The 23,385-nt window shown below is 63.2% G+C and carries 16 protein-coding genes and 5 pseudogenes; 8 read left to right on the top strand and 13 right to left on the bottom strand.

What is annotated here, in order from left to right; genetic code table 11:
* Positions 1 to 88: 88 nt before the first annotated feature.
* The 4 genes and pseudogenes from GGD65_RS35010 to GGD65_RS35025 all read right to left on the bottom strand — a co-directional run bounded on the left by GGD65_RS35010 (position 89) and on the right by GGD65_RS35025 (position 5,633).
* The gene (locus GGD65_RS35010; RefSeq protein WP_183238188.1) at positions 89 to 835 is read right to left on the bottom strand and encodes a Crp/Fnr family transcriptional regulator; all 747 of its coding nucleotides are present in this window, start codon (positions 833 to 835) and stop codon (positions 89 to 91) included.
* The gene (locus GGD65_RS35015; RefSeq protein ID WP_183238189.1) at positions 835 to 3,996 is read right to left on the bottom strand and encodes a CheR family methyltransferase; all 3,162 of its coding nucleotides are present in this window, start codon (positions 3,994 to 3,996) and stop codon (positions 835 to 837) included. The genes GGD65_RS35010 and GGD65_RS35015 overlap by 1 nt, the downstream gene beginning before the upstream one ends.
* A 342-nt stretch (positions 3,997 to 4,338) precedes the next feature.
* A complete protein-coding gene (locus GGD65_RS35020; RefSeq protein ID WP_183231763.1) occupies positions 4,339 to 4,617 on the bottom strand; it encodes a hypothetical protein in 279 nt (92 codons plus the stop codon).
* A 10-nt stretch (positions 4,618 to 4,627) separates the two neighbouring features.
* A pseudogene (locus tag GGD65_RS35025) lies at positions 4,628 to 5,633 on the bottom strand (chemotaxis protein CheB).
* An 83-nt stretch (positions 5,634 to 5,716) separates the two neighbouring features.
* On the opposite strand from GGD65_RS35025, the gene GGD65_RS35030 reads away from it, so the two are divergent.
* On the top strand, positions 5,717 to 6,127 hold the full coding sequence (locus GGD65_RS35030; RefSeq protein ID WP_183238190.1) for a response regulator: 411 nt from the start codon (positions 5,717 to 5,719) through the stop codon (positions 6,125 to 6,127).
* 459 nt (positions 6,128 to 6,586) lie between these two features.
* Positions 6,587 to 6,934: pseudogene (locus tag GGD65_RS35035) on the top strand (transposase); the annotation flags it as partial.
* Positions 6,935 to 7,041: 107 nt separating this feature from the next.
* Here GGD65_RS35035 and GGD65_RS35040 read toward each other — a convergent pair.
* Positions 7,042 to 7,257: a hypothetical protein gene (locus GGD65_RS35040; RefSeq protein ID WP_183238191.1), complete on the bottom strand. Its 216-nt coding sequence runs from the start codon at positions 7,255 to 7,257 to the stop codon at positions 7,042 to 7,044.
* Positions 7,258 to 8,633: 1,376 nt separating this feature from the next.
* Here GGD65_RS35040 and GGD65_RS35045 point away from each other — a divergent pair.
* Both GGD65_RS35045 and GGD65_RS35050 read left to right on the top strand, forming a co-directional pair.
* Entirely contained in the window at positions 8,634 to 8,834 is a 201-nt protein-coding gene (locus GGD65_RS35045; RefSeq protein ID WP_183238192.1) for a hypothetical protein, read from the top strand.
* 20 nt (positions 8,835 to 8,854) lie between these two features.
* Positions 8,855 to 9,263: pseudogene (locus GGD65_RS35050) on the top strand (hypothetical protein).
* A 375-nt stretch (positions 9,264 to 9,638) separates the two neighbouring features.
* Here GGD65_RS35050 and GGD65_RS35055 read toward each other — a convergent pair.
* On the bottom strand, positions 9,639 to 10,742 hold the full coding sequence (locus tag GGD65_RS35055) for a DNA topoisomerase IB (RefSeq protein WP_183238193.1): 1,104 nt from the start codon (positions 10,740 to 10,742) through the stop codon (positions 9,639 to 9,641).
* 258 nt (positions 10,743 to 11,000) lie between these two features.
* Between GGD65_RS35055 and GGD65_RS35060 the strand changes: the two genes are divergently transcribed.
* Positions 11,001 to 11,825, top strand: coding sequence for a ribonuclease HII (locus GGD65_RS35060; RefSeq protein ID WP_183238194.1), 825 nt, complete (start codon positions 11,001 to 11,003; stop codon positions 11,823 to 11,825).
* 30 nt (positions 11,826 to 11,855) lie between these two features.
* On the opposite strand, the gene ligD (GGD65_RS35065) is transcribed toward GGD65_RS35060, so the two are convergent.
* Genes ligD (GGD65_RS35065) through GGD65_RS35080 form a run of 4 tightly spaced genes read right to left on the bottom strand, consistent with a single transcriptional unit; the run spans position 11,856 to position 15,346 of the window.
* Positions 11,856 to 12,803 carry a non-homologous end-joining DNA ligase gene (gene ligD, locus GGD65_RS35065; RefSeq protein ID WP_183238195.1) on the bottom strand — a complete coding sequence of 316 codons (948 nt, stop codon included), beginning with the start codon at positions 12,801 to 12,803 and terminating at the stop codon, positions 11,856 to 11,858.
* 12 nt (positions 12,804 to 12,815) lie between these two features.
* On the bottom strand, positions 12,816 to 13,379 hold the full coding sequence (locus GGD65_RS35070; protein ID WP_183238196.1) for an MOSC domain-containing protein: 564 nt from the start codon (positions 13,377 to 13,379) through the stop codon (positions 12,816 to 12,818).
* Positions 13,379 to 15,061: a DNA polymerase/3'-5' exonuclease PolX gene (locus GGD65_RS35075; RefSeq protein WP_183238197.1), complete on the bottom strand. Its 1,683-nt coding sequence runs from the start codon at positions 15,059 to 15,061 to the stop codon at positions 13,379 to 13,381. The genes GGD65_RS35070 and GGD65_RS35075 overlap by 1 nt, the downstream gene beginning before the upstream one ends.
* The gene (locus GGD65_RS35080) at positions 15,062 to 15,346 is read right to left on the bottom strand and encodes a hypothetical protein (protein WP_246783520.1); all 285 of its coding nucleotides are present in this window, start codon (positions 15,344 to 15,346) and stop codon (positions 15,062 to 15,064) included. It lies immediately after the preceding gene.
* Between the two features lie 184 nt (positions 15,347 to 15,530).
* Between GGD65_RS35080 and GGD65_RS35085 the strand changes: the two genes are divergently transcribed.
* The gene (locus tag GGD65_RS35085) at positions 15,531 to 15,713 is read left to right on the top strand and encodes a DUF3606 domain-containing protein (protein ID WP_085352473.1); all 183 of its coding nucleotides are present in this window, start codon (positions 15,531 to 15,533) and stop codon (positions 15,711 to 15,713) included.
* A 43-nt stretch (positions 15,714 to 15,756) separates the two neighbouring features.
* On the opposite strand, the pseudogene GGD65_RS35090 reads toward GGD65_RS35085, so the two are convergent.
* From GGD65_RS35090 to ligD (GGD65_RS35100), 3 genes and pseudogenes are all read right to left on the bottom strand, one after another.
* Positions 15,757 to 16,032, bottom strand: a pseudogene (locus tag GGD65_RS35090) (3'-5' exonuclease); the annotation flags it as partial.
* Between the two features lie 312 nt (positions 16,033 to 16,344).
* Positions 16,345 to 16,966 (bottom strand): annotated as a pseudogene (locus GGD65_RS35095) (3'-5' exonuclease); the annotation flags it as partial.
* Between the two features lie 499 nt (positions 16,967 to 17,465).
* The gene (gene ligD / locus GGD65_RS35100; protein WP_026202480.1) at positions 17,466 to 19,289 is read right to left on the bottom strand and encodes a DNA ligase D; all 1,824 of its coding nucleotides are present in this window, start codon (positions 19,287 to 19,289) and stop codon (positions 17,466 to 17,468) included.
* 227 nt (positions 19,290 to 19,516) lie between these two features.
* Between ligD (GGD65_RS35100) and GGD65_RS35105 the strand changes: the two genes are divergently transcribed.
* Both GGD65_RS35105 and mdoH read left to right on the top strand, forming a co-directional pair.
* Positions 19,517 to 21,028 carry a glucan biosynthesis protein G gene (locus tag GGD65_RS35105; protein ID WP_183238198.1) on the top strand — a complete coding sequence of 504 codons (1,512 nt, stop codon included), beginning with the start codon at positions 19,517 to 19,519 and terminating at the stop codon, positions 21,026 to 21,028.
* Positions 21,016 to 23,142, top strand: coding sequence for a glucans biosynthesis glucosyltransferase MdoH (gene mdoH, locus GGD65_RS35110; RefSeq protein ID WP_183238199.1), 2,127 nt, complete (start codon positions 21,016 to 21,018; stop codon positions 23,140 to 23,142). Before GGD65_RS35105 ends, mdoH begins: the two co-directional genes overlap by 13 nt.
* Positions 23,143 to 23,385 lie beyond the last annotated feature (243 nt).

A 23,385-nucleotide genomic window follows, 5' to 3' on the forward strand; every position in this document is an offset into this window, starting at 1 on the left:
CACTACGTACTTCGGCTTGGCCTCCACGCGTATCGCCAGCGGTGGCGCTGCTGCCGGATCACCGGTACCCGGGGAGGCTGATGGCTCGTCAGCCGCGGCGATAGAGCTGGAGGTAGCTCGGCGAAAACAGGGCCGCATTCTTAAGCGCATTGAAGTCAGGGATGGTCAGCGCGCGCTCACGCAGCACGATCAGGCCTGATGCGCGCAGCTCTTGCAGGGTTCGGTTGAGATGAACGACTGACAGACCGGTAGCATCGGCAAGATCCATCTGGGTGATCGGCATGACACAGGAATTGCCCTCAACTATCCCGACTGGACGAAGCCGCTCGAAGATTTCGCAGAACAGATGCGCCCCGCGCTCCAGCGCAACCCGGCGACCGAGATTAATGGCCCATTCACGTTGGATGGCGTTGTTGACCAGCGTTTCGCATAAGAACGCTTCCGACAGCGTGGGGTTACCGCCGACAAGACTCTCGAAGCGCGGGCGCTTGATCTCGGTGAAGACCACCGGCGTCATCGTCGCGATGGAGTGGTCCATCACCCGAAGAAGAAACGCGTGCGCATCACAGCTCTCGCCCGGAAAGATGAAATTGACGATCTGGCGCCGTCCGTCCTCAAGCGTCTTGTAGCGGCAGAGCCATCCCGACAGCACCACGCGGACGCTGTCGACGGGATCGCCTTCGGAGATCAGGTCTTCGCCCGTTCCGGCGCGCTGGAGGCCTTCGAACATCGCATATTCGAGCGATGCACGCGCTTCCGCCGACAGCGGCTTCAGCATGTTGAGCCGGCGAATGACCGGCTCCATGAGGCTGCGATCGGACGTCGATAATGGCATCAGCCAACCACCACCGGAGTGTGGAAGGTACGCTTGTTCAAGGGTATGGCGATCGTGCAGTGCAGCCCGGAGGGATCGAACGCGATCGCGGTCTGCCCCTTGAACTCGAACGCCAGCGTACGCTCCAGAAGTTCAGTCCCAAAGCCCTTGCGTGCGGGCGCCTTGACCTGCGGCCCGCCGCGCTCGCGCCATTCGAACACCAGCTCCGCCGGCTCGCGGCTCTCTTCGAGGCGCCAGGTAACCTCGATGCGCCCGGTCGATTGACTGAGGACTCCGTATTTCATCGCATTGGTCGCAAGCTCATGGATCGCGAGCGCGAACGTCTCGGCGGCCTTGGGCTGCAAGCGTACCTTGGGACCGGAGACCCGCATCTGCTCGCCTTCCCGCGCGTTGTAAGCGAGCAACTCCTCGACCACCAGATATTCGAGATCGACGCCGCCTTCGGGATCGCGCGTGACCAGCGCCTGAGTGCGAGCGAAGGCATTGAGTCTGCCGTCGAGATGGGAGGCGTATTCCTCGACGGTGGCGGCGGATTCGGCGGAGCGGCGGGCGATCGAGCGCACCACGCCGAGGGTGTTGCGGACGCGATGCTGCAATTCGGCCAGCAGCATGCGCTGCCGCTCCTCGGCGCGAGTGATCGCGGTGACATCGATAAAGGTGATAACGACGCCGGCGATGAAATTGTCGATGCTGCGGTAAGGCAGGATGCGCACGATATAGCGCGTGCCGCTGTCGGGTGCGCTCAACTCGCGCTCGACACTCGCGAGTGTGCGCAGTACCCGACGGACGTCCTCGTAGAGTTCTTCGATGGGCACCCGGGCCTTGATATGAGCAATGGGACGGCCGGTATCGGTTTCGACAAGATGCAGGATCTGGGTGATGGCCGGGGTGAATTTCATCACGCGCAGATCGTTGTCGAGGAAGACGGTGGCGATCTGGGTGCTTTCGAGGAAGTTCTTGAGGTCGCTCGTGGCGCGCGTCAGCTCCTGGACACGATGGGCCAATTCGCCGTTGACGGTGGTGAGCTCCTCGTTGACCGACTGCAATTCCTCGCGCGACGTCTCCAGTTCCTCATTGGCCGACTGCAGCTCCTCGTTGAGCGACTGGTATTCCTCGTTGGAGGATTTCAGCTCCTCATTGGTGCTTTCGAGCTCCTCGATGGTCGCCTGCAGGCGCTCGCGCGTAGCACGCAGCTCGCTTTCGAGCCGCTCGACATGCTCGGTGCGCACCAGCGTATTGCTGTTGCCCTGGTTGGTGTCGACCACCCGCAACGGGCCGTCCTTGAACAGGACCACGAAATTGCGATGGCGGCCGACCCCCTCCTGGATCGGCTCCACGGTGATGTCGACCAGGACGCGGTGACCGTTCACGCCAAGCTGCACCTGCTCGGCATGCGCCGCCTCGTTGGTCTCCGCGGCGCGGCTGAGCGCGGTGCGTAGCTCCAGGCGGAGATCGCGGTGCACCAGCTGAAGCAGGTCCAGCGTGGCAGTGCCTGCCGTCGGCTCGATGTAACGGCCGGTGCGCCCCGAAAAATGCAGGATCTGGAAATTGTCGTCGGTGATGACATAAGCCGGCGCATAACGCTCCGCGACGCGCTGGGCGCGGCGCTCCAGTCCGACGTCGGGACCGAACGAGCGCACCGGCGGCAGCTCGACCGGGGTCCTGCTGGCCGACGTGGTGATGGGGAATTCCGGCGGCAGCCGCGTGCCGGTTTCCAACTTCCTGAAGATGCGGGCGCGGCGGTCGACAGGCGCGAACAACTTCGGGTGCCGCGTTACGTTCTCGGAATTGCCAAGGAACAGATAGCGCCCCGGCAGCAGTGCGAAATGGAACAGCGGGATTACCCGGTTCTGCAGCTCGGCATTAAGATAGATCAGCAGATTGCGGCAGGAGACGAGGTCGAGCTTGGAGAACGGCGCGTCCTTGATGACGTTGTGCTGCGAGAAGATGCACATCTCGCGCAGCTCCTTCACCACGCAATAGGTATCGCCCTCTCGCACGAACCAGCGCGCAAGGCGCTCGCTCGTCATGTCGGCCTCGATGTTGGTGCGATAGCGGCCGACACGCGCGGTCGCAAGCGCCCGTCCGTCGATGTCGGTTGCGAAGATCTGCACCTGCGGCGCAGAATCCATCCGCGCCATGTGCTCGCGCAGGAGAATGCCAATCGAATACGCTTCTTCGCCGGTGGCGCAGCCGAGCACCCAGACGCGGACCTGCTGGCCCGGGTCCTTGCCGTCGAAGATCTGCGGAATGACCTGGGTCTCCAGCACCTCGAACTCGCGCTTGTCGCGGAAGAACTCGGTGACGCCGATCAGGAGGTCGTTGAAGAGGTGCTGGACTTCGTCCTTATCGTTCCTGAGGAAATCGACATAGGCCGCGATGTCGTCGATCTGCACCACCTGCATGCGCCGCTGCACGCGGCGCAGGAAGGTGTTCTGCTTATAGCCGTGGAAGTCGTTGCCGGACTTGTTGCGCAGGATGTCGGCAATGCGCGACAACGAGGTCGCGGCCGCGGCCAGCACCTCGTCAAACCCCTGCTTCTCCTCCAAGCGGCGCAGGTGCCTTGCATAGACGTGGATGTGCTCCGGAATCTCTTCCGGCGGCAGGATGTAGTCGGCGATGGCTGAGGGCATGTTGCTGTCGAGCAGAGGATCAGCCTCCTCGCTCGCGAGCTTTTCGGCGATCGCAAGACCGCCATGGTCCTTGAGCGTGGCAACGCCGAGCGTGCCGTCGCCGCCGGTGCCGGCGAGGATCACGCCGATCGATTGCTCGGCACGCTCCTCCGCCAGCGACACCAGGAAGCTGTCGATGGTGGCCCGCTCGCCCGGCGCCTGCTCGGCCTTGCGGATCGCGAACCGGTCGCCCTGGATGGTGGTGATCATCGCCCGCTGGCACAGATAGACCGTGCCGCCCTCGATTGTCTGGCCGTCGCGGATGTCGGCGACTTTGCTTCCGTTGGATCCCTGGACCATTTCGCGCAGCCGCGGCCCATCGAAGGCTTCGTGATGCTGCAGCGCCAGCACGACAGCCTGGTCGTCCGCGACGTTCAGCTTCGCGAAGAAGCGCGCGATGCTGTCCATCGCAGCGGGCGAGGCGCCTACGCCAATCACCAGCGGAGACTTGATCTTGCGCTCGACCGGCTGGTCGCCGACTTCATTCATGGCTCTGGCAGCTTTCGTTTCCTGACCGTGAGCGACGGGCGCCCGGCCTCTGCAAATAGCAGGAATCCATGTTATCCCAACAGATCAAAGGCGAAAATGTCCCTAGCCTCTTTCGGCCGAACGGGTGCGTTGTCAGCGAGAGCCGAAAGCACCATACGCCGGAGATGCCGCAGGAACCGACCGGAGAGCTATCGGGAGAGCTGGCGGCCTTGATCCGGCGGGCCGAGGGCGCCGTCGCGACCGCCCGCCAACTGATGGACGAGAACGAATACTGGCGCCGCAGCGTCGCGCAGCAGCTCGATTACATGTACGAGCTCGGCGCGGAGTTCAGGCGGCCAGCGCTCAAGCGTCCCGCGACGCTTGGTCGGCCTCGTGGCGAAGATGAAGGACCCGCGCCTCGATCAGGGTCCGATGACGTTCCCACTCCGTCAGCGTCTGCTTGAGCAGCTCGACCAGACGCTCGGCCTGGCGAATGTCGTGTCCATCAGCCTGCAGCTCGCGCACCCGCGCTTGCTGATCGTACACACGCTGCCGGCCATCTTCGATGTCGGCGTTTGCCTTGATGAGAAGACGCTGCTCGGCGTCGAGCTGCCTGGTGCATTCGGCGAGCGACATGGTCATGGCGGAATCTTCATACCTCGCGCTTGCGCGCCGGGGGATCGAGCGACTTTAGCACGACGCGCCGGATCATGTCGGCATATTCGCGGTATTCGGCCGCCCGCGCCTCATACATTTCGGCGACGGCAGCCCGGCCGCTGCGGCGGCCGTCGGAGGCCATGCGATGCACCAGCTCCGCCCGCTCCTCGATGATGCGCAGCGCGACGCGCAGCGCCTCGTCGACCCGCCCTTCCTGCTCCTTGGCGAGGGCATCGGCGGTATAGGCGTGCCCCACCTGGCAGCGGAAGCGCATCGGCCGGGCCTCCGTGACCTCGGACAGCACCCCCCCGCACGCCGGGCAGGTCAGCGCGACCGGGTCAGCCATTGCGACCAGATTGTCACTGCCGATCCGCTCGCCGGCGGCAATCTGGACCTCGAGTCTGATCTCAGGTGGGATCGGCAGCACCGCGCCCGCCTGTTCGCGGGCCAATTCGGACAGCACGTCGCCCATACCGGCGCCGGGGACGCAGAGATCGACCGTGGTGGCCTCCATGGCCCGCAACGGCATCTCGTCGGAGATGGCGTCCGACGGGTCCTGCACCACGGTCATCCCGCCGCAGCGCTTGATGGCGTTGAGGCCGGCTGCGCCGTCCGACAATAGGCCGCTCAGGAGCACGCCGATGACCCGCGGGCCGTGATGGAGGGCCGCCGAGCGGAACAGCGCGTCGATGGCCGGCCGGACCATGTTTTCGCGCGGACCGCGCCCAAGCATGACGCGATCTTCCGCCAGCAGCAGATGATGGTCAGGCGCGGCAAGATATCCGGCCCGGCTCGATCTTCATGCCATTTTCGGCCTGCCGGACCGGGAGCGGGCCGGCACTGCTGGCGACCGTGGACAGGATCCCGATCCCTTGCGCCGGAATGTGCAGGACGATGAAGATGGCCGCCGGCAGGTCCGCCGGCAGACGGCTCAGGATCTGCTTCAAAGGCTGGGTGGCCCCGGCTGAGCCCCCGATCACGATGATGTCGCGGTTGCCCATGGAACTCACCTCCGATTGCATCGTTTGCACCAAGGCGGCCCCCCGACTTATGTTCCAAGGTGGAGGGCTCTGCGGAGGGGATCATGTCCGTTTCAGCTTCGGCCCCATCGTCGCGTCAATCTGCGCCGCTCGCGGGCCGCCGCATTCTCGTGGTCGAAGACGAGTATTTTCTCGCCGACGACATTGGCAACGCGCTGCGGCAGCTCGGCGCAGAGATCGCAGGTCCCGTCGGCCACATCGAGGATGCGGTCGCGATGCTGCATAGCGGCGGCGTCCTGGATGCTGCAGTGCTCGACGTGAACATCCGCGCTGCGCCGATCTTTCCGATCGCCCGGGAGCTCGGGGCGCGCCACGTGCCCTTCGTGTTTACCACCGGCTACGACAAGATCAGCATCGAGGCGGAATTCCACGACGTGCCGCTCTGGGAGAAGCCGATCGATATCGTGGCCATGGCCCAAAATGTAGCGACCCTTGTGGGAAATAGACGATTCTGAGGTTGAGCGCGTCGCTTCTGCGGGCTTCCGAAGGAGCGTGACCTCGATGATCTATAAGCCCGATTAAGCCGTCGATCAGCAGATGCTGAGTCATTCGCGCGAACTGATGCGCGAGGCCATGGGACTGCTGCGCAGCACCGATCATCTCGTGAGCGGGCCGCTCCTAAACGACGGGCAGCCTAAGGGGTTGGTGTCCGGTTTGGGTCTTGGTTGTGTGCAAACGCACAGGTCGGGAGCGGCCGTTGCCGCCAATCATTGCAGTCGGCCGATGTCGTCGCTCCGATAGTCAATGACTGGGCCAAACGAAGTATCGCGGCGGGGTATTGCGGTTTTGGACGCGCTTTCCGGCCTTCAGGCGGCGCGGATGGGTGCAATCAGGCTTGGTTTGCCGACGATGTTCATCACCCGTGTGAGGTTATAGGCGAGAACATGCAGCACCGTGCACGAGGGCAAGACGCTTATCGCGCCAGCAAGATCGACTGCGATGTATGCGCGCTCAAACCGCATTGCTGCCCAAAAGAGCCCGCACGCAAGATCCCACGCGACGTCCATGAACACGCCCGAGACGTTGCACCCTCCTTCGCTGGCACCGAGGGCTTTGAGCAGTCGCGACGTGAGCGAAAGAAAATCGAGATGCGGTTTGCGCACCTCAAGCGCATCCTCAAGCTCGGCCGGCTTCGACTCCGCGGTCCACGAGGCGCCCAGGACGAGTTTGTTCTTGCTGCCATCGCCCAGAACTTGCGGCGGCTCGCATCGCTGGTTGCGCGAGCGCCTCCCGCTCAGGTTCGGTCCCCGACGCCCAGGTGAAATGGCCGAACGGCATCGTCGGTTACAGCCGACCTTTGCAACAAAATCGGCCACAAGCGGAAGTCAGCGTTGGCTGAATGAAAAAAGCCACCAACTGAGGGGCGGCCCTAATTTTCAAGTTCGTTTAGCAGGCGCTCCACGTCTTGTTCATGAAGTGTCTGCGTTTGGCGCAGTGTGGTGAGTACTCTTATGGCTTCCGCCGTATCGTGGCCATTGCGATCTAGTTCGGCAATGAGCTGTTCCTGCTGATCAAGATGCTCTCTGCCTTGCGCGGCGTGCCGCTCGGCTATGCCCAAGTGCCGCTCTAGCATGGCGCGATCCATAACTCTACGCCTTACTCGTCCCACTGCTCGCGGGGCAGCTACTCTGCTGCGTCTTGAACTGTACGGATGCGTCCGGCGCGTTGGGCTAGTTCGTCATAGTTGTCAGCGACCTTGCTGAGCGCGTCCTTGGTTTGTCTATACTCGGCATTGTCCGCCTTAGCGCGAAACTCCTCGGCTCGCATCTGCCAGTATTTGGGTGGGTACATACGCTCGATACCCATAACTCCGCCTCCCGACTGGAGCATCCTTAATGATTAATGGACTTCCAATCCAATAGTTCCATCGGTTCGCGAATGTCCGGCTTCGGATCGTTAGCGACAGATCGACGGAGTTCGTTGTAGGTCGGCTAAGGGCCCAGCAACCGAAGTCAACGTGGGGTGAAATGAAAGATGCCGCTCACTGACGCGGCCTTAGTTCATCTTGCGGGTAGCTTTTGGATGATCTCGCGCAACTCGGCTGTGTACTCCTCGATTATCCGTCGCGCCTGCTCCAGCCGGGACGGCTTGATCTCCTTACCCTCGATCTGTTTGTCGGGCTCAGGTCATGGCTCAGCGTCGCCGGGGGGAATGGCGGAACCGTTGCGCTAGATCAACGGAGGGCTGGCAACTGAGGCGGCCTTACCCTTGCGGGCGCTTCCGCGTATCCAAGGCGTCCACAAGTTTGCCTGTTCGCCGCAAGGCAGTCTCGCTTTCGGCCAACGTCCGGAAGCTCCGTTCCATCGCCTCTAGGTGGGTTCGGGTGAATGGGTCCGTGGCCGTCTCTTTAGACTGCCGATAGCGCTCCGCATTGGCCAAGTATTCTTCAGGCGTCATGAGGTGATCTTAGTGCTTCTTGATTGGTTTTGGCCATGTCCGAGGCAGGGGGGCATCTCGTCTAAAAGCTTTCGGGACTGCTCAAGTTGCTCCCGTGATCTGGCGAGCATGATGCGCGTGAGATCGCTGCCGGCCGCCGCGCGCTCGGCGGGGTATATCCCACGTATTTGCGGAAAAATTCGACTTCCGGGAGCATCCGCATGCGAACCTCCTGAGTAGCCCTGCCGAGGTAATCTACGTTAGGAATTGGAGTTACGACACTGCGTAATTCGAACTAGGACAGTCGGGGTCAAATACGGACAGCACCCTACATTGAAAGGGAACAAGCGGCGACCGCAGCACGGAATGAGAATGGTCAAGGTCCGCTAAGGGTCCACTAGCAGTCCTCATCATGCAGCCGGCGGGATGTCTGCAATAAGTCTGGAAGCCGAAGTTGGCTGCCCTGCATCTCGGCATGTCCTGGCGTCGTTGCCGCCTCAGATCGCGCATCTCCGATTAACATGCCTGAATCCCAAGGCCGGGAAACTCGGCTAAGATGCGACTTTCCCTTATCGGGGGCATCTCATGTTCGACACGGCAACCACCGCGCTTTTGCGTGCGGTCTTCGAAGAAGTATGCGAGGGTCTTCCGCAGCGCGAGATCGGGGCGCGTACGCATGTGGCATCGAAGATCCTGGAGGCCGCCACCAGCGGCGAACTCTCTCCCGAAGACCTCAGACAGGTCGGCCGCAAGGCCCTCTCGCACGCGCCCACCATGTGGTGCTAACTGAGAGCGGGGATGCGGACGTGAACTTCCAGGTCACTGTTTTGAAGATCTTGGCGGCATACCCAGACGGGTTTGCCGTGATAGAAGACCTCAAGCGAGACATGGCCATCCTGGCGACGAGTGGCCGCGACTGGGCGGACCGGACCAGGCGGCTCGCGGCCAAGGCGCCCGACCTGGACATCTGGTCACAAGGACTGGTCGAGCGCCTAAGCGGGGGATGGAAGATCACAGCGGGCAGTGCTCGACCTCATGGAGGCCCGCCCAGCGGCGTCGGCGGCTGTCCAATTGCCTGCGGTTGAAGATTCCATTGCGGCGTCCACGTCGCCCGTTCCACCGCTGCGGCAGCCCGCCGATCGAGCCAAGCGGCGGCGCGAGCGCCGGGAGCGTCGCCGTGAGGCCCGTGAACCAGCAAGGGCGAACGCCTCCTGAGGGAGGTTGAATGAAAAAAAGCCGCCAGCGGAGCTGGGCGGCTTGATAGTCCCGGACCGTCGGTTGCCTCCCCAGCCCCAAGCGTACCGCCGTTACCTTGTTTGCGGCCATGCCGCTCCGAACTATCGAATGCGCTTCGATTCGGCTATTGGGCCGCCGATTTATGCACGGCGCATTTTACAGAGCCGGCAATGGGCGGGATGAGGATGGAAGCCCGCCCGGGGGCTATGGCCAGCCGCGACCGTCCCGTTGCCCGGACCACGCCCAGCAACCCGATTGGAAGGCGACGGCTCGTTTCCGCCGACGAGAGCGCGTGCCGTTAAGGCCGGCTTGCAACCGATCGCGGAGAGCGCCGGCTAAGAATTGATCGCGGGACTAGGCGGGGGCCTTCAGAGAATCGAGACGCTTGCGCAGAAACGCCAGAACCATGATCTCGTCCGGCGTGAGCTTGGCGTACTGGCGCTTGAACTTCCGAGCGATCTTGGCTTCGATCATCTTCACGAGGTCACCGGACATGTAGGCGTTCAGGACTTCAGGGTGCACGTAGCACTTGCGGCAGATTGCGGGTGTGTTGCCGAGCTGCTTCGAGACGCTCTCGATCGCGGCGACGACGTTACGCTTCGCCTCGGCCTGGCTGTCGTACTTCTTGAATTCAGCCAGCGCCAATGCCGCCAGAACCGTCCCCGCCCATGTTCGAAAGTCCTTGGCGCTGAAATCCTCCCCTGTGATGTCCTTGATGTAGGCGTTAACGTCGCCGGAATCGACGGTGCGCGGCTGTTCGTCATCTTCCAGGTACTTGAAGAGCTCTTGTCCCGGGATCTCCGCGCAGCGCTTCACGATCGCGGCGATCCGCTTGTCCTCGACGCGAAGTTTCCACTGTTTGCCCGACTTGCCCGTGAAGTCGAACCGAAGGACGCCGCGGCCGACCTCCACGTGCTTGCGGCGCATGGTGGTGAGCCCGTAGGACTTGTTTTTTTCCGCATACTCGGCGTTGCCGACCCGGATCAGCGTCTTCTCCAGCAGACTGACGATCGTGGCCAGCACCTTCTCGCGAGGCAGTCCGTCCCGCTTCATGTCGGCGGCGACCCGCTCCCGTAGTGCTGGCAGCGCGGCCGCGAACTGGATGATGTGCTCATACTTGTTCTGGTCGCGCAGGTCGCGCCACTTTGCGTGGTAGCGGTATTGCTTGCGGCCTCGCGCATCGAGCCCGGTTGCCTGGATGTGGCCGTTGGCCGAAGGGCAGATCCACACGGATTCGTAGGCCGGCGGGATGCCGATTGATTTGATGCGCCGGATGACGGCGGCGTCGGTGATGCGCTTTCCGTCCATGTCGTAATAGCAGAAAGTGGTTCCGGTCCGCTTGCGCGTGTACCCCGGCGCGGAGTCGCTGACGTAGCGGAGGCCTTCTTCCGCGATGGTGGCCGCCACTTCGGCAGTGCGGTCTAGCACCTGTACTTCGTTGCCGGTCTCGCGGAGCATGCGCCTGTCCCTCGGAAGCACCCTGGGATCGAGGCTCCACTCTTTCTAAAGGACGGAGACACTGGTTAGTTCCGCTGTGAGGTCGGTTGACGCGCTGTATTTTCGGTGACAACGCAGAATTGTGGACCTTAGATGAGAGGCGGCCGGTTCCTTCGGCAAAGCGCTGCGCAATCGATGGACGCGGCATGGCTCAACTTCAGACAATCGCCACAAAGTTCACCGACACGCTCCTCCCAGTCAGTCTTTGCGAAGGCCGCTATGTCCCAATATTCGCTCGATGTATTGCGTCAGCGCTATGTCGTCGAGAAAAGACCCCTCGAGGCCACCGCCGAGCAGATCTTGCGGGCCGACACCCGCGCAGGAGCCCGTGCCATCCTGGCTTCAATCGATAGACGCCGCTTCGAAAATAGGTCCGAAGGGCAGCGCCTCCGCAAGATGCTCCGTTTCGAGACCTCTCTCTGGGAAAGCGGCCACCATGCCGTGGCAGGCGTGGACGAGGCCGGAATGAGCCCTCTTGCGGGGCCAGTCTCCGCTGGCGCCGTGATTCTGAAACCTGGCACGCGGATAGTCGGGATCGACGACTCGAAAAAGCTCGACGCCGCGGCTCGCGAAGAACTTGCGAAGGAGATCAAGGAAAAGGCAGAGAGTTGGTGTGTAGTGTTCGTCCAGGTCGAGGAGATCGACGCGATCAATATCTATTGGGCGGGCATCCAGGCTATGCAGCGTGCGGTCCGGGGGCTGCGATTGACGCCGCAGCACTTGCTGATCGATGCGAAGCGGTTGAAGGAAATCGACATCCCTCAGGAGGCTATCATCAAAGGCGACGCCAAGTCCGCCAGCATCGCCGCCGCCTCCATCCTTGCGAAAGTCGAGCGCGACGCCGTCATGCGGACGCTCGACGTGCGTCACCCCGGCTATGGGTTCGCGGATCACAAGGGCTACCCGGTGCCGGCTCATTATGAGGCGCTCGCCAGGTTTGGCGCATGCGCAGCTCACCGGCGATCGTTCGGACCCGTACGTAAGGCTCTCGGGTTGCCGCCCCTGCCGCCCTGGCCTTCGGCATCCGAGCGGCCCGCCGGCTGACTCCAGGTCGTACGGCTGTTCTCGCCGGCATTATTTTCGCGACCAGTTCTTTTCGCGAGCGACGTCCTGCGCGTTCTTGTCGGAGCGCAGGCCGAGATAGACCGGCTGGCGCAGCTCGCCCTTGCTGGTCCACTCCGCAAACTTCACTTCCGCGACCAACGAAGGACGCACCCAGGTCGTGACCTGCTCGTCCTTCACCTGGGCAGGAAAGGGCGACTTGGCCGTCTTGAGCCTCACGAGCTTGCCGTGAAGCTCTTCCAGAGCCTGGTGGCTGAAGCCGGTGCCGACGTGGCCGATGTACCGCCATGCATCGTCTTCGCGTACCGCTAGCACGAGCGCGCCGAAGAAGGGCCGGGTTCTCCTCGGCGCCGTGAAGCCGGCGATCACGACCTCCTGCCGCTGCGCGGTCTTCACCTTCAGCCAGTCAGCGGTCCGACGTCCGGACGCGTAGGGGCTGTCGGCGCGTTTGGCCATGATGCCTTCGAGATGTCTTCTTTCGGCGTCTGCGAAGAACTTCGTGCCGTTGCCTTTGCGGTGGTTGCTGAACGCGATCAGTTTGTGGCGCGGCAGAATGGCCTTGAGCCGCGTCTTGCGCTCGAGGAGCGGCAGCGCGCGCAGGTCCTCGCCGTCTGCGAACATGAGGTCGAACGCGCAGTACAGAAGCTTGGACTTGTGGCGAAGGGCGTTTTGAAGCAACTGGAAATGGGATACGCCATCCTTACCGATTGCAACGAGCTCGCCATCGATCACGGCGTCCGCCTTCACGCCCTCAAGTGCTTTCGCGACCTCGATATAAGAGCGGCTGATTATTTTTCCGTTGCGGCTGTAGAGCGCGACCCCACCATGCCGGATTTCCGCGACCATGCGAAAATCATCGAATTTGTCCTCGAAGACCCAATTTGGATCGTCGAACGGTGTATCGGTCAGCGTGGCCAGCATGGGCTGCAGGCGACGAGGCAGGGTCGATTTTCTGGCCATGGCAGGGTCTCTCTACAGGGCCGGCAAGGGCCGAAGCGAGGAGGACGGAAGGCGGACCCGCGCGATATCACCAGCCGCGACCGTCCCGCCGGTCCGTACCACGCCCAGCACGCCGGATTTGAATGGAGGGCCCCTTTCCGCCGACGAGAACACCTGCCGCTTAAGGCCGGCTCGGAAGCGGTCGATAAGGACGCAGGGCGTCCGGAGGCCGGTTAGCTCAACGACCGCGGCCGGCCCGAGCTCGATCAGGGTCCCGAGCGGCATCCGCTCCAGGTCTAGGCCAGTCGTGGTGATATTCTCACCCATGTCCCCCGCTGCGACCTCGAAGCCGGCTTCCGCGAGGAATGCAAAGAGCTCGGCCGGGATCAGGTGGACCTGCCGGAGATTGAGCAGGCGTGGCCGGCGGCGGGCGAGATAACGGTGCTGGACGAAAGGGCCGGCATGGGCGTCGCCTTGGACGCCGTGGCCCTCCACCAGAACGATGCGAGCCTGGACCGGTTTGCTGAAGTGGTGCCCAGGGTCGGCGGCGACCGCCGCCACCTTTCCCTCGAGCGAGAGATCGTGCGCCTGCGGCATCAGGCGGCGCGGGCGAGCGAGCGCCGCTTCTGGCGGAAGTAGCGCGTGATTTCGGGAAGCTTCATCGCGTTCAGGACCCGATCGGCAGGGACGCCGCCCTTACGGGCCATTTGGACGCCCGAGTGCATGTGGTCGAGTTCGGGGATCGAGTGCGCGTCCGGATTGATACTCAGCATGCAACCGAACTCCAGCGCCGTCTGGTGCCAGCGCCAGTCCAGGTCGAGCCGCCATGGGTGGGCGTTGATCTCGACGACAACGTCGTGCTTCGCGCATGCCCGCAGCACCTTCTCGACGTCGATTTCATAGCCGGGCCGCCGCTGGAGCTGCCGCCCGGTCATGTGGCCGATGATGGTCGTGTGGGGATCGGAAATGGCTCGAAGCAGGCGCTGCGTCTGCGCTTTGCGATCCAATTTGAAGCGGCCGTGGATGCTGGCGACCACGAAATCGAAACGCTCCAGCACGTCGTCCGGATAGTCCAGCGAGCCGTCCGCCAAGATGTCTGACTCGACGCCTTTGAGGATCCGAAAGTCTTTGCCGAAGCGCTTGTTCAGACGGTCGGCTTCCCGCTGCTGCTGCGCAATCTCCTCGACGGAGAGACCGCCGGCGTAGTGAGCGGACTTGGAATGGTCGGCCACGCCAAAGTACTCGAAGCCGCGCTGGCGCGTGGCCTTGGCCATGGTTTCCAGGGTCTCGGTGCCATCGGAGGCATCGGTGTGGCAGTGAAGGACGCCGCGCAGGTCCTGGTCGGTGACGAGCTTCGGGAGCTTGCCTTTCAGAGCCGCCTCGATCTCGCCGCGCCCCTCCCGGAGCTCAGGGTCGATGAAGGGCAGACCGAGGGCGCAGTAGATCTCGGCCTCCTCGCCGGCGATCAGGGTGCGCCCCTTGTGCAAGCCATCGGCTTCCAACCGCATCTCTTTCTCGGCGGCCAGCGTCCGGAGCTGCTCGATGTGGGCGGCGGAGCCCGTCGCGAATAAAAGCGCGGCGCCGAAGTGCTTGCGGTTCGACAGGTGGATCTGCAGTCCGTCCGTCAGCGATGGCTTCGCCGCCTTGCTGGCCTTGGGGGCCTCAGCAACGATCGAGAGATCGCCGACGAGTTCACACCCTCGTCGGAAGTCGCCGGCAATGGTGACGCGCTTCAGCTCAGGTTGAGACTTACGGATCGATTCCGTGGCGTGCGCCAGCAGGGCGGCGGCCCGGTGCAGATGGAGGCTGCCTTCACCGCTCTTCGCGATCGCCCGATTCTGCAGGATCTTGGTTTGCAAGGCGGCCCCGAGTCCTTTGGCCTTCTTGATGCGGTCGTCCTTCGCCGCGGCCTCCAATTCGGCAAGGGACCTGATGCCGAGATCCTTGTAGAGACGCAGCACCTTCTCGGGGCGGAGACCGGGCACGGAGAGCATCTCGAGCACGCCCTCAGGAATTTCCTTGCGCAGCTTCTCGAGGCTCGGATCGGTGCCCGTCTTGTGCAGCTTGGTGATCATGCCGGCTATGGCCTCGCCGACACCGGGGATCTCGGTGAGCCGGTCTTCGGCGATGAGCACATGAAGAGGGATCGCAAGGGCCGCCAGGCTATCCGCGGCCCGAGAATAGGCTTTCGCGCGGTACGGATTGCCGCCGCGCAAGGCGCTACGCTGCGCATATTCTCGAAGGAGGCCTACTACGGCGCGGGTGTCGAGGGCTGGCACTCAATGAGCCTCCCGCCCTATGTCCTGCGATCCCGGTGAAGTGACACGACGTCGCGCGGTCGCGGCGACGCCAGGCTCCCGATCGAGAAACCTCTCGAGCTTCTGCGCTGCGCGGAAGTCCTCAAGGTGCTGCATGTTCGGAGCGTAAGCGGCCTCCTTCTTGAGGAGGTTATAAATTCGTCCGGCCACAAGCTGCAGATGCTTCATCTTGCCTTGCGGCATCGAGCGGGCCTTGCAAAGAGCTCGGACCGCGTAGGCCCGGAAGTAGTCAAAGGCGTCTGACATGATCCGATAACGTCCGTTGTCGGCTATGGTTCGGAAGCGCGCCTCCAGCTTGCGGGAGGGGCGACGAGCCGCTCAAAGGGCCGCAACAATTCGCCCGCTCAGACCGGCAGGCTCGAAATGGCTCCTGAACCTGCGAATCCTTGCGGCGTTGCACCCGATCGATCATTCGCGATAGGAGTAGCCGATGGCGGCTAAGAAGAAGACCGCGCGAGGGCGCAAACAGGACCGAGCGCGGGTAGCCAAGGGACAAGACTACGAAGTCCGGTATGAAGCGAAGAAAACTGGTCGCTCGGCGTCGGCCGTGAAGAAGGCCGTTAAGAAGGTCGGCAACTCCCGCAAGCGGGTCGAGAAGCGTCTCGGCCGATGACGGTCGGGTTCTTCGGCGGGCTCAGGAAGGCGCCAGCGCGTCCTCAGATCCTGCAGGAGAAGCGGGTGAAGGCGGTCAGCGTTTGCAGACGCGGCTCGACGTCGCGCAGGTAGATTTCGGCCCTCAGAAATGCGAGCTCGTCGTCAACAGCGGCCTCGCAAACCTCGACGTACCAGCTTTTCGGACGGCCGTCCGTGCCGTCGCTCCAGCGATAACCTCGCCGCTTCAACGAAGCCTTCAACTCGAACGGCGACTGCTCGGCCCAGATCCGGACCGTCTTTCGCCGCGCCGTATCGAGCAGGAGTGCGAGTGCCGAAGCTCACTGATGCTCAACAGGACCTCGGACGGCGTATCGTTTTGCACCGTCTTCAGCACCCCATAGACCGGACGTCGGTTCGAGACCGATTGCCGGCCTGCTGCTCGCCATCCTTCCGGCGCTCAAATCAAGCCCGGCGACAGAAAACAACTGTATCAGCGCCATAGTTGCCAAAGCCGCTACGGGGAGCCAGCCGCGAGGGCTGGCAGTGTTTTTTGCATGCGCTTGTCACCGGCAAATCCTCCGAACGGTAGCTTACCTTTTTCGGAAGAAATGCAAGCGCGGCGCTTGCATCGCGTCCAGGCGAAGCCGACCGCCGGTCGTCGGCAACGTGAAGTCCAGGATCTCCAGCAGCGCATGGCAGTCGTCTACGGCCCTGTGGGCCTGGTGGAAATGTCCGGCTCCGTGCAGCAGGTAGGCGAGTTGGCGCGCCCGCAAAGCCGTGTGCTCGCCAGTCGATCTCCGTCGCGCTGCAGCCCCAAGCTTTGCTCTCAAAGACAGGACAGTAGCGCTCCGCGAACTTTCGATCGAAGCCTCTCTTGTGAGCGATGACGATAACCGCATCCGCGACGAAGGCGTTCACCGCGGCCTCGTCGATCTTGTGGCCGGCCACCATTTCATCGGTGATGCCGGTGAGTGCCGTCACTTCCTCGGAAATCGGCGCACTTGGCTCGTTGAAGGCCGAGAAGGTGTCTCTGAGGCGGACGATCCGACCATTCGCGGTGTAGTCGAATTTGACCATCCCAAGCTCGATGATCTCGTCTCTCTCGTGATCGAGGCCCGTCGTCTCGGTGTCCAGTAGGGCGGCGGTCCGGGTCCCACAGCCGGCGGGCGACCGGCAGGGCGGGCGCGGAACGAGCCGCCGCAGCACGCGGTAGTCCGCCGACCGGCTCAAGGCCTCCGCCATTGCGGCCAGGTTCGTCTTGTCCTGAAGCATCGATCTAGTTTGCCACGGCAGCTCGCCAGGAGGTACTTGAAAAGGAGCGTTCCGCTCGAGCCACTCGTCGGCTGCTCGCTTGCAGGCGAACAGCTTGGCCCAGGAAGTGTCTCCGATCGCTCTTGAGTTCTCGTCGGGGAGATAGATCCAGACGGAAGCCTGCCGCTGCCCGCCTTCGATCTCGTATTCCCACGCAACGCCCTCCGGATCGTGCTGGTCGAACCATCGATCGGCCGCCTCCGCGGATGCGAACACCTTCACCCATTCCGCTTCGCCCACGTTCCGCCGCGTTCCATCCTCGTAGTCGTTGAGGTAAACCCACGCCGTCCTTCCGGACCGTCCAGCTCGGCCCGATGTTCAACTGCGGCGTTGACCTTCTGCCGGTCGGCGCGATGTTCTCGAGGGAGCGATCTTACGGTGGCGTGGATTTCGGACGGCAGCCCCGTCCTTTGCCCGGGCGGTTTCTTGGTCCACTCGATCCAACGGTCGAACGCATCCGTCATGGGAGCCTCCTCTGCTTCACAGGAAAGGGGCTATCCATCGTGAATGCGTCCGGCCTCACGCCTTTCTCTATGCGCGCCCAGGTGACGGGCGCAGCGATCGGAAACGCTTGGCGCGCCCGCGGCGAATAGGTGCCGACGGCGGTGGTCCCGCGTCCGTTGCGCAAGTAATCGAGGAAGATCCGCCCGTTGCGGGTTGCCTGCGCCGAAAGGACGTAGCGTTCGGGGTCGCGCGATGCGAATTCAGTGCACAGTCGCCGGGCGGTCCGATGAGCCTGATCGTGCAGCATCGGTACCCCGAGCGGCGCCATCAGGTGGGCGCCTTTGCCGCCGGTCAGCTTCGGCCAAGTCTCCAGTCCCTGGCGCTGCATAAAAGCGCGAAGCTCGAGCGCGGTCTCGGCCACCTGCTCCCATTCTACGCCCTCGCCGGGATCCAGGTCGATGACGATCCGGTCCGCCTGCTCGATGTCCTCGATCGTCGAATTCCACGGGTGCAGCTCGACGGCTCCGATCTGCACGAGGCCGAGCAACCCGTCCAGGCTGTCGACCCAGAGGCGCGTGCCCTGACCGCCCTCGCGCTTCTGGATGCGAAGCTGGTGGACGACTTCCGGAATATCCTTCGGAAGAGGCCCCTTGTGGTAGAAGGTGGTGCCGTGCACGTGCCGAACCAGTTTGAGCGGCCGGAGGCTGAGATGCGGCAGCGCTCTCTTCCATACCCGCTGCCAGTAGTCCGCAAGGTCTTCCTTGGAAGGGACGACCGCGTGGGGAAGAAGCTGCAGGATGTTTTCTTTGGGCACGCCTACCTTCGGCCGTCCGGCTGAGGAGGGCACCAGGCGCGGCGCCTTCACCTTCCGCACTGTCAGATCGTCGCGAAGTCCTTTGAACACGGCTTCACGCAGCAAACCGTCGTCAGTCAGCGCGCCGTACTCCACCTCGGCATCGACCGTTGGTTCGACCCAGGTCGCCTTCGGCTTCTTGACCTTGACGTCGAGCCGTGATGTGCGTCGGATCAGTGGATCCAGCTGCTCGCGCAGTTCGCGCGCGGCTGCCTCCGTGTAGCCGGTACGGACTTTGCCCGCGTAGTTCAGCTTGCCGTTCTCGCGACGGCCTACGTATAGGGAAGCGATCTTACGTGGGTGAGCACCGAGCTTCTCGACGAAAGCGACGATCGGAAACGTGTCGCTTTTCTTGCATTTGAGCTTGATCCAGGTCTCCTGGCGGCCCGAGCGGTAAGGCTGGCCAAGCCGTTTGGCGATCAGACCTTCGAGGCCGAGCTCGCAACCCTTCACGAAGACCTTGTCTCCGTCGGCTTCGAGAGCCTCGACGTAGATGAAGGTCTCGGGTGCCTCCTTCAGAAGCTCGTGCAGCAACCGCTTGCGATCTTCGTACGCCGCGCCGCGCAGATCGTACCCGTCGAGGTGCAGGAGATCGAAGGCATGATAGCGCACACGCTCGCTGCGTTTGCGGCCGAGTTCGCAACGGAGCTGCTGGAAGTCCGGCAGGCCGCCGCTGCCGTAGACGACGGCCTCGCCGTCGATGATCGCGCTCTTCGCCTTCAGCTTATGAGCCGCGGCTGCGATCGAAGAAAACTGCTCGGTCCAATCGAGCCCCGTGCGCGAATAGACCATGGCATCGCCATCTTCAAGATGCAGTTGGGCGCGATAGCCGTCCGCCTTGATTTCGTAGACCCAACCCTCGCCACGCGGCGGATTCTCGCGCAACGTGGGGTCACACGGCTCGATGTAACCTGCAATAGCAGCTTTGCGGGCGCCGGCAACGCGCGATACTCCCGAACGAGACTGACGCAACGCCACGGCACACATGCGGACTCAACGCCCGCAGCCGGATTCGTTCCGTCCTGTCGCCCTGGGCCGGCGCCTGCGGCGCCGTATGTCAAGATCATTCCGGCGGCAGCCGTCGCGATACCCGAGCCGGATGGAGCGGTGTCTGATCGCAGCGGAGCGCCGTGGCTGGCGATCGCCAAGCTGTGGAACTCGCGGGCGCGGCGGTCGTTGCTTGGCCGCGGCACCAGTAGCGAGTAGGAGAGCACGTGAATCGACGCCAGCTTGTTCGAGGGTCGGCGGTGTTGCCGGCATTGCTGCTCGCTTCGCGGACTGGTTTCGCCGCCGCTGGCCCTCCAGAGGGCGCGTTCGGTCCCTCCACGGTGAGGGATCTCGCCCGTATGCTTGCGGGCAAACCGTACGAGGCGCCGGACGAGAAGCTGCCGAGCGGCTTGAAGGACCTCGAATACGATCAGTACCGTTCGATCCGATACCTGCCCGAGCGCGCACTCTGGCGCGGCAAGAATCTTCCGTTCGAAGCCCAGTTCTTCCACCGCGGCTTCTTCTACAAAAACAGGGTGACCATCTTCGAGGTCGCGGACGGAAAGGCAACCGAACTCAAGTACCGCAAGGCGGATTTTTCATTCGACGAGAAGGTGCCGGCGTTCGATGAGGCCGACCTCGGCTTTGCCGGCTTCCGCATACACGCGCCGATGAACCGCGCCGACTATTACGACGAGGTCTGCGTCTTCCTGGGCGCGAGCTACTTCCGGGCCGTCGCCAAAGGGCAGACGTACGGGCTTTCCGCCCGGGGCCTCTCGATCGATACGGGCGAAGCGAAGGGCGAGGAATTTCCGCTCTTCAAGGTCTTCTGGCTCGAACGGCCCGCGCCTGGTGCGACCTCGTTGGTGATCCATGCTTTGCTCGACAGCAAGAGCTGCGCAGCGAGCTACAGATTCACCGTTCGGCCCGGGGACACGACTGTCTTCGATGTCGAGATGTCGGTCTACCCGCGCGTCGAGATGCAGCGGGCCGGGCTCGCGCCGATGACCAGCATGTTCTTCTACGGTCCCAACGACCGCAACGACATCGATGATTTCCGCCCATCTGTCCACGATTCCGACGGGCTTGCGGTCTTCAACGGGAAGGCCGAAAGCCTGTGGAGGCCGCTCAGCAATCCCCGTGATCTCCAGATCAGCACTTTTCAGGATCTCAATCCGCGCGGCTTCGGCTTGATGCAACGGGAGAGAAACTTCTTCGCCTATCAGGACATCGAATCCAGCTTCGAAAAACGCCCAAGTCTCTGGATGGAGCCGATTGGAGATTGGGGCGAGGGCGGCGTCATGCTGTTCGAGATCCCGACAAAGGAGGAGGTCCACGACAATATCGCCGCATTCTGGCGGCCGAAGAATCCGCTGCAGGCAAAGGGCGAGCACAACTACACCTATCGGCTGCATTGGGGGCCGGACAGTCCCAAGGCGCACTCGCTTGCCAGGTTCACGCGAAGCGGGATCGGGGCGAGGGGCGAGGGCTCGCGCCTCTTCGTCCTTGACCTCGTCGGCGACAGCCTGAAGGGCGTCGATCCTGCGGTCATCAAGGGCCTGGTGACGGCGGAGAAGTCCGAAGTGAAGAACATCGTCACGCAGCCCAATCCCTACACCGGTGGTTGGCGGCTGAGCTTCCAGTGCCAAGTGAAGGGGGAGCCGATCGAGTTGCGCGCGTTTCTGGCCGAAGGCGACAAGCCGCTGTCGGAAGTCTGGGTCTACCGATGGGCACCCTGAGCACGGCACCGCGGCCGATAGCCGGCGATATCGCGGCCCAGCGGCTGCTACCGCGCGAATCTCCGCTTCCGATGGCTCCTGGCGATCTCGGAAAGAGCCGGGCGTCGGACCGAGTTCCTGCGCCGGTCGCCACCACCATGGCTTGGCGGCGCGGCCTCATTCTCCTCTCGACGGCGGCGCTGACCGCGGCCGGTGGCTATGAGATGTATCGCGTGCTGGAGGTCGGCGGCGTCACCGTCCTCGAAGCCATGGTGCTTGTCCTTTTCCTGGTCCTGCTCGCTTGGGTCGCCTTTTCCTTCGCGTCCGCGGTGGCAGGCTTCTTCGTGCTGCTGGCCCATCGTCCAGACCGGCACGCCTTCCGGCCTCACCCGGAACTACCGGCCGTATCCGGCCGCACCGCCATGCTGCTTCCCACCTACAACGAAGACCCGCACCGCTTGACGGCCCGGCTCCGGGCGATCATCGAATCCTTGGAGACAACGTCGCACTCAGAGCTGTTCGACTGGTTCATCCTGAGCGACAGCACCGATCCCGACATCTGGGTCGCCGAGGAAAAAGCGCTGCTGGCGCTGCGCCAAGCCGTGGGAACGGCTCGGCTGTACTACCGTCACCGCGCCGACAACACCGCGCGGAAAGCCGGCAACATTTCCGAGTGGATCACGCGGTTCGGAGGCGTGTACGACTTCATGATCGTTCTAGATGCAGACAGTCTCATGAGCGGGGACAGCATCGTCCGCTTGGTCCACGCCATGGAGACCAATCCGACCGCCGGGCTCGTCCAGACGCTACCTATGATCGTCAATGCGCGAAGTCTGTTCAGCCGCGTCCAGCAATTCGCGGGCCGCCTGTACGGACCGCTGATCGCCGCCGGCGTCGCCTGGTGGCACGGCTCGGAAGGCAACTACTGGGGACACAACGCCATCATCCGGGTGAAGGCATTCGCCGAAGCGGCCGCCCTGCCGCAGCTTCGGGGTCGGAAACCGTTCGGTGGGCACATCCTTAGTCATGATTTCGTCGAGGCCGCGCTGATGCGGCGGGCTGGATGGGGCATTTACATGCTGCCGACGCTGGGTGGAAGCTACGAAGAGGTGCCGCCCTCGCTGCTCGATTTCGCGGCGCGCGACCGCCGCTGGTGTCAGGGCAATCTTCAGCATCTGGCCGTGGTGCCTGCGCGAGGTCTCCATTGGGTCTCGCGCCTGCATTTCATGGTGGGCATCGGTGCGTATCTGACTGCGCCTTTGTGGTTGCTTTTCCTGCTGCTGGGGATGTTGATCTCGCTGCAGGCCCGTTTCGTGCGTCCGGAGTATTTCCCGAAAGGATTCTCGTTGTTTCCGACCTGGCCGGCCCAGGATCCCGTGCTCGCCATCTGGGTGTTCGTCGCCACCATGGGGCTGTTGCTGTTGCCGAAGCTGCTCAGCTTAATCCTCCTCTGGACGCGGCGGTCGGTGCGGCGTCAATTCGGCGGCGCTTTTCGAGCCTCGGCGGGAGTTCTCGCAGAAATCGTCGTCTCGGCCTTGATGGCGCCCGTGATGATGATCTTCCAGTCGATCGCCGTCATCGAGATCCTCGCCGGCCGTGATGCGGGGTGGCAGACGCAAAGGCGCGACGACGGCACTGTGGAGCGCGGGGAGCTCTATCGGAAATATGGCGTTCCGACCTTGTGCGGGGTCGCGATGGCTGCAAGCGCCTATGCTGTTTCGCTGCCCCTTCTGCTCTGGATGTCGCCCGTCATCGTGGGGTTGCTGTTCGCCGTTCCCATAGGCGCGCTGACTGCCAAGCCCGCATTCGGCAGACTGTTCGCCACACCGGAGGAGGGAGAGCCGCCTGCGGTGCTGGGGCGGGCGAATGAATTGAGCGCGTCGGCGGATATACCAATCGCGCCCGCACTGGTGGAGCTGCGCGAAGACCCTGCGCTTCTAGCCTTCCACCTCGCGCAGCTGCCGCCTCCTCGCGCCGCCCGACCCGACACGATCGACGCAAACCTGGCCGTCGGCCGCGCCAAAGTCGAGGCGAGCGATACTTTCGAGGAGGCCGCCGGCCATCTGTCCTCTCGGGAGGTCTTGTCGATCTTAAACGACGGTTCGGTGCTCTCGGCGGTGCTGCAGAAGCGATGAACACGCGCCGGAACCTTCGCGTCCGTCGATCCGGGCCTGATCTCAGTCGAGGATTACGTCAATAGCAAGGGAGCCTTGGCTCGATAGCATTGCTGGTCGTGACTATTCCTAGAATCTCAAATGACCTTGAACGGAGAAGTTCTGGGACAGCCGCTGCCAGCGAGGACTGGGAGCGGCCAAGGTCTCAGAACTGCGACCGCGAAATTGGTAACGCCATGACTCTTTGAAGGAACGAGTTCGCAA

It is taken from the genome of Bradyrhizobium sp. CIR18 (genome assembly GCF_014198295.1).
Taxonomy (GTDB): Bacteria; Pseudomonadota; Alphaproteobacteria; order Rhizobiales; family Xanthobacteraceae; genus Bradyrhizobium.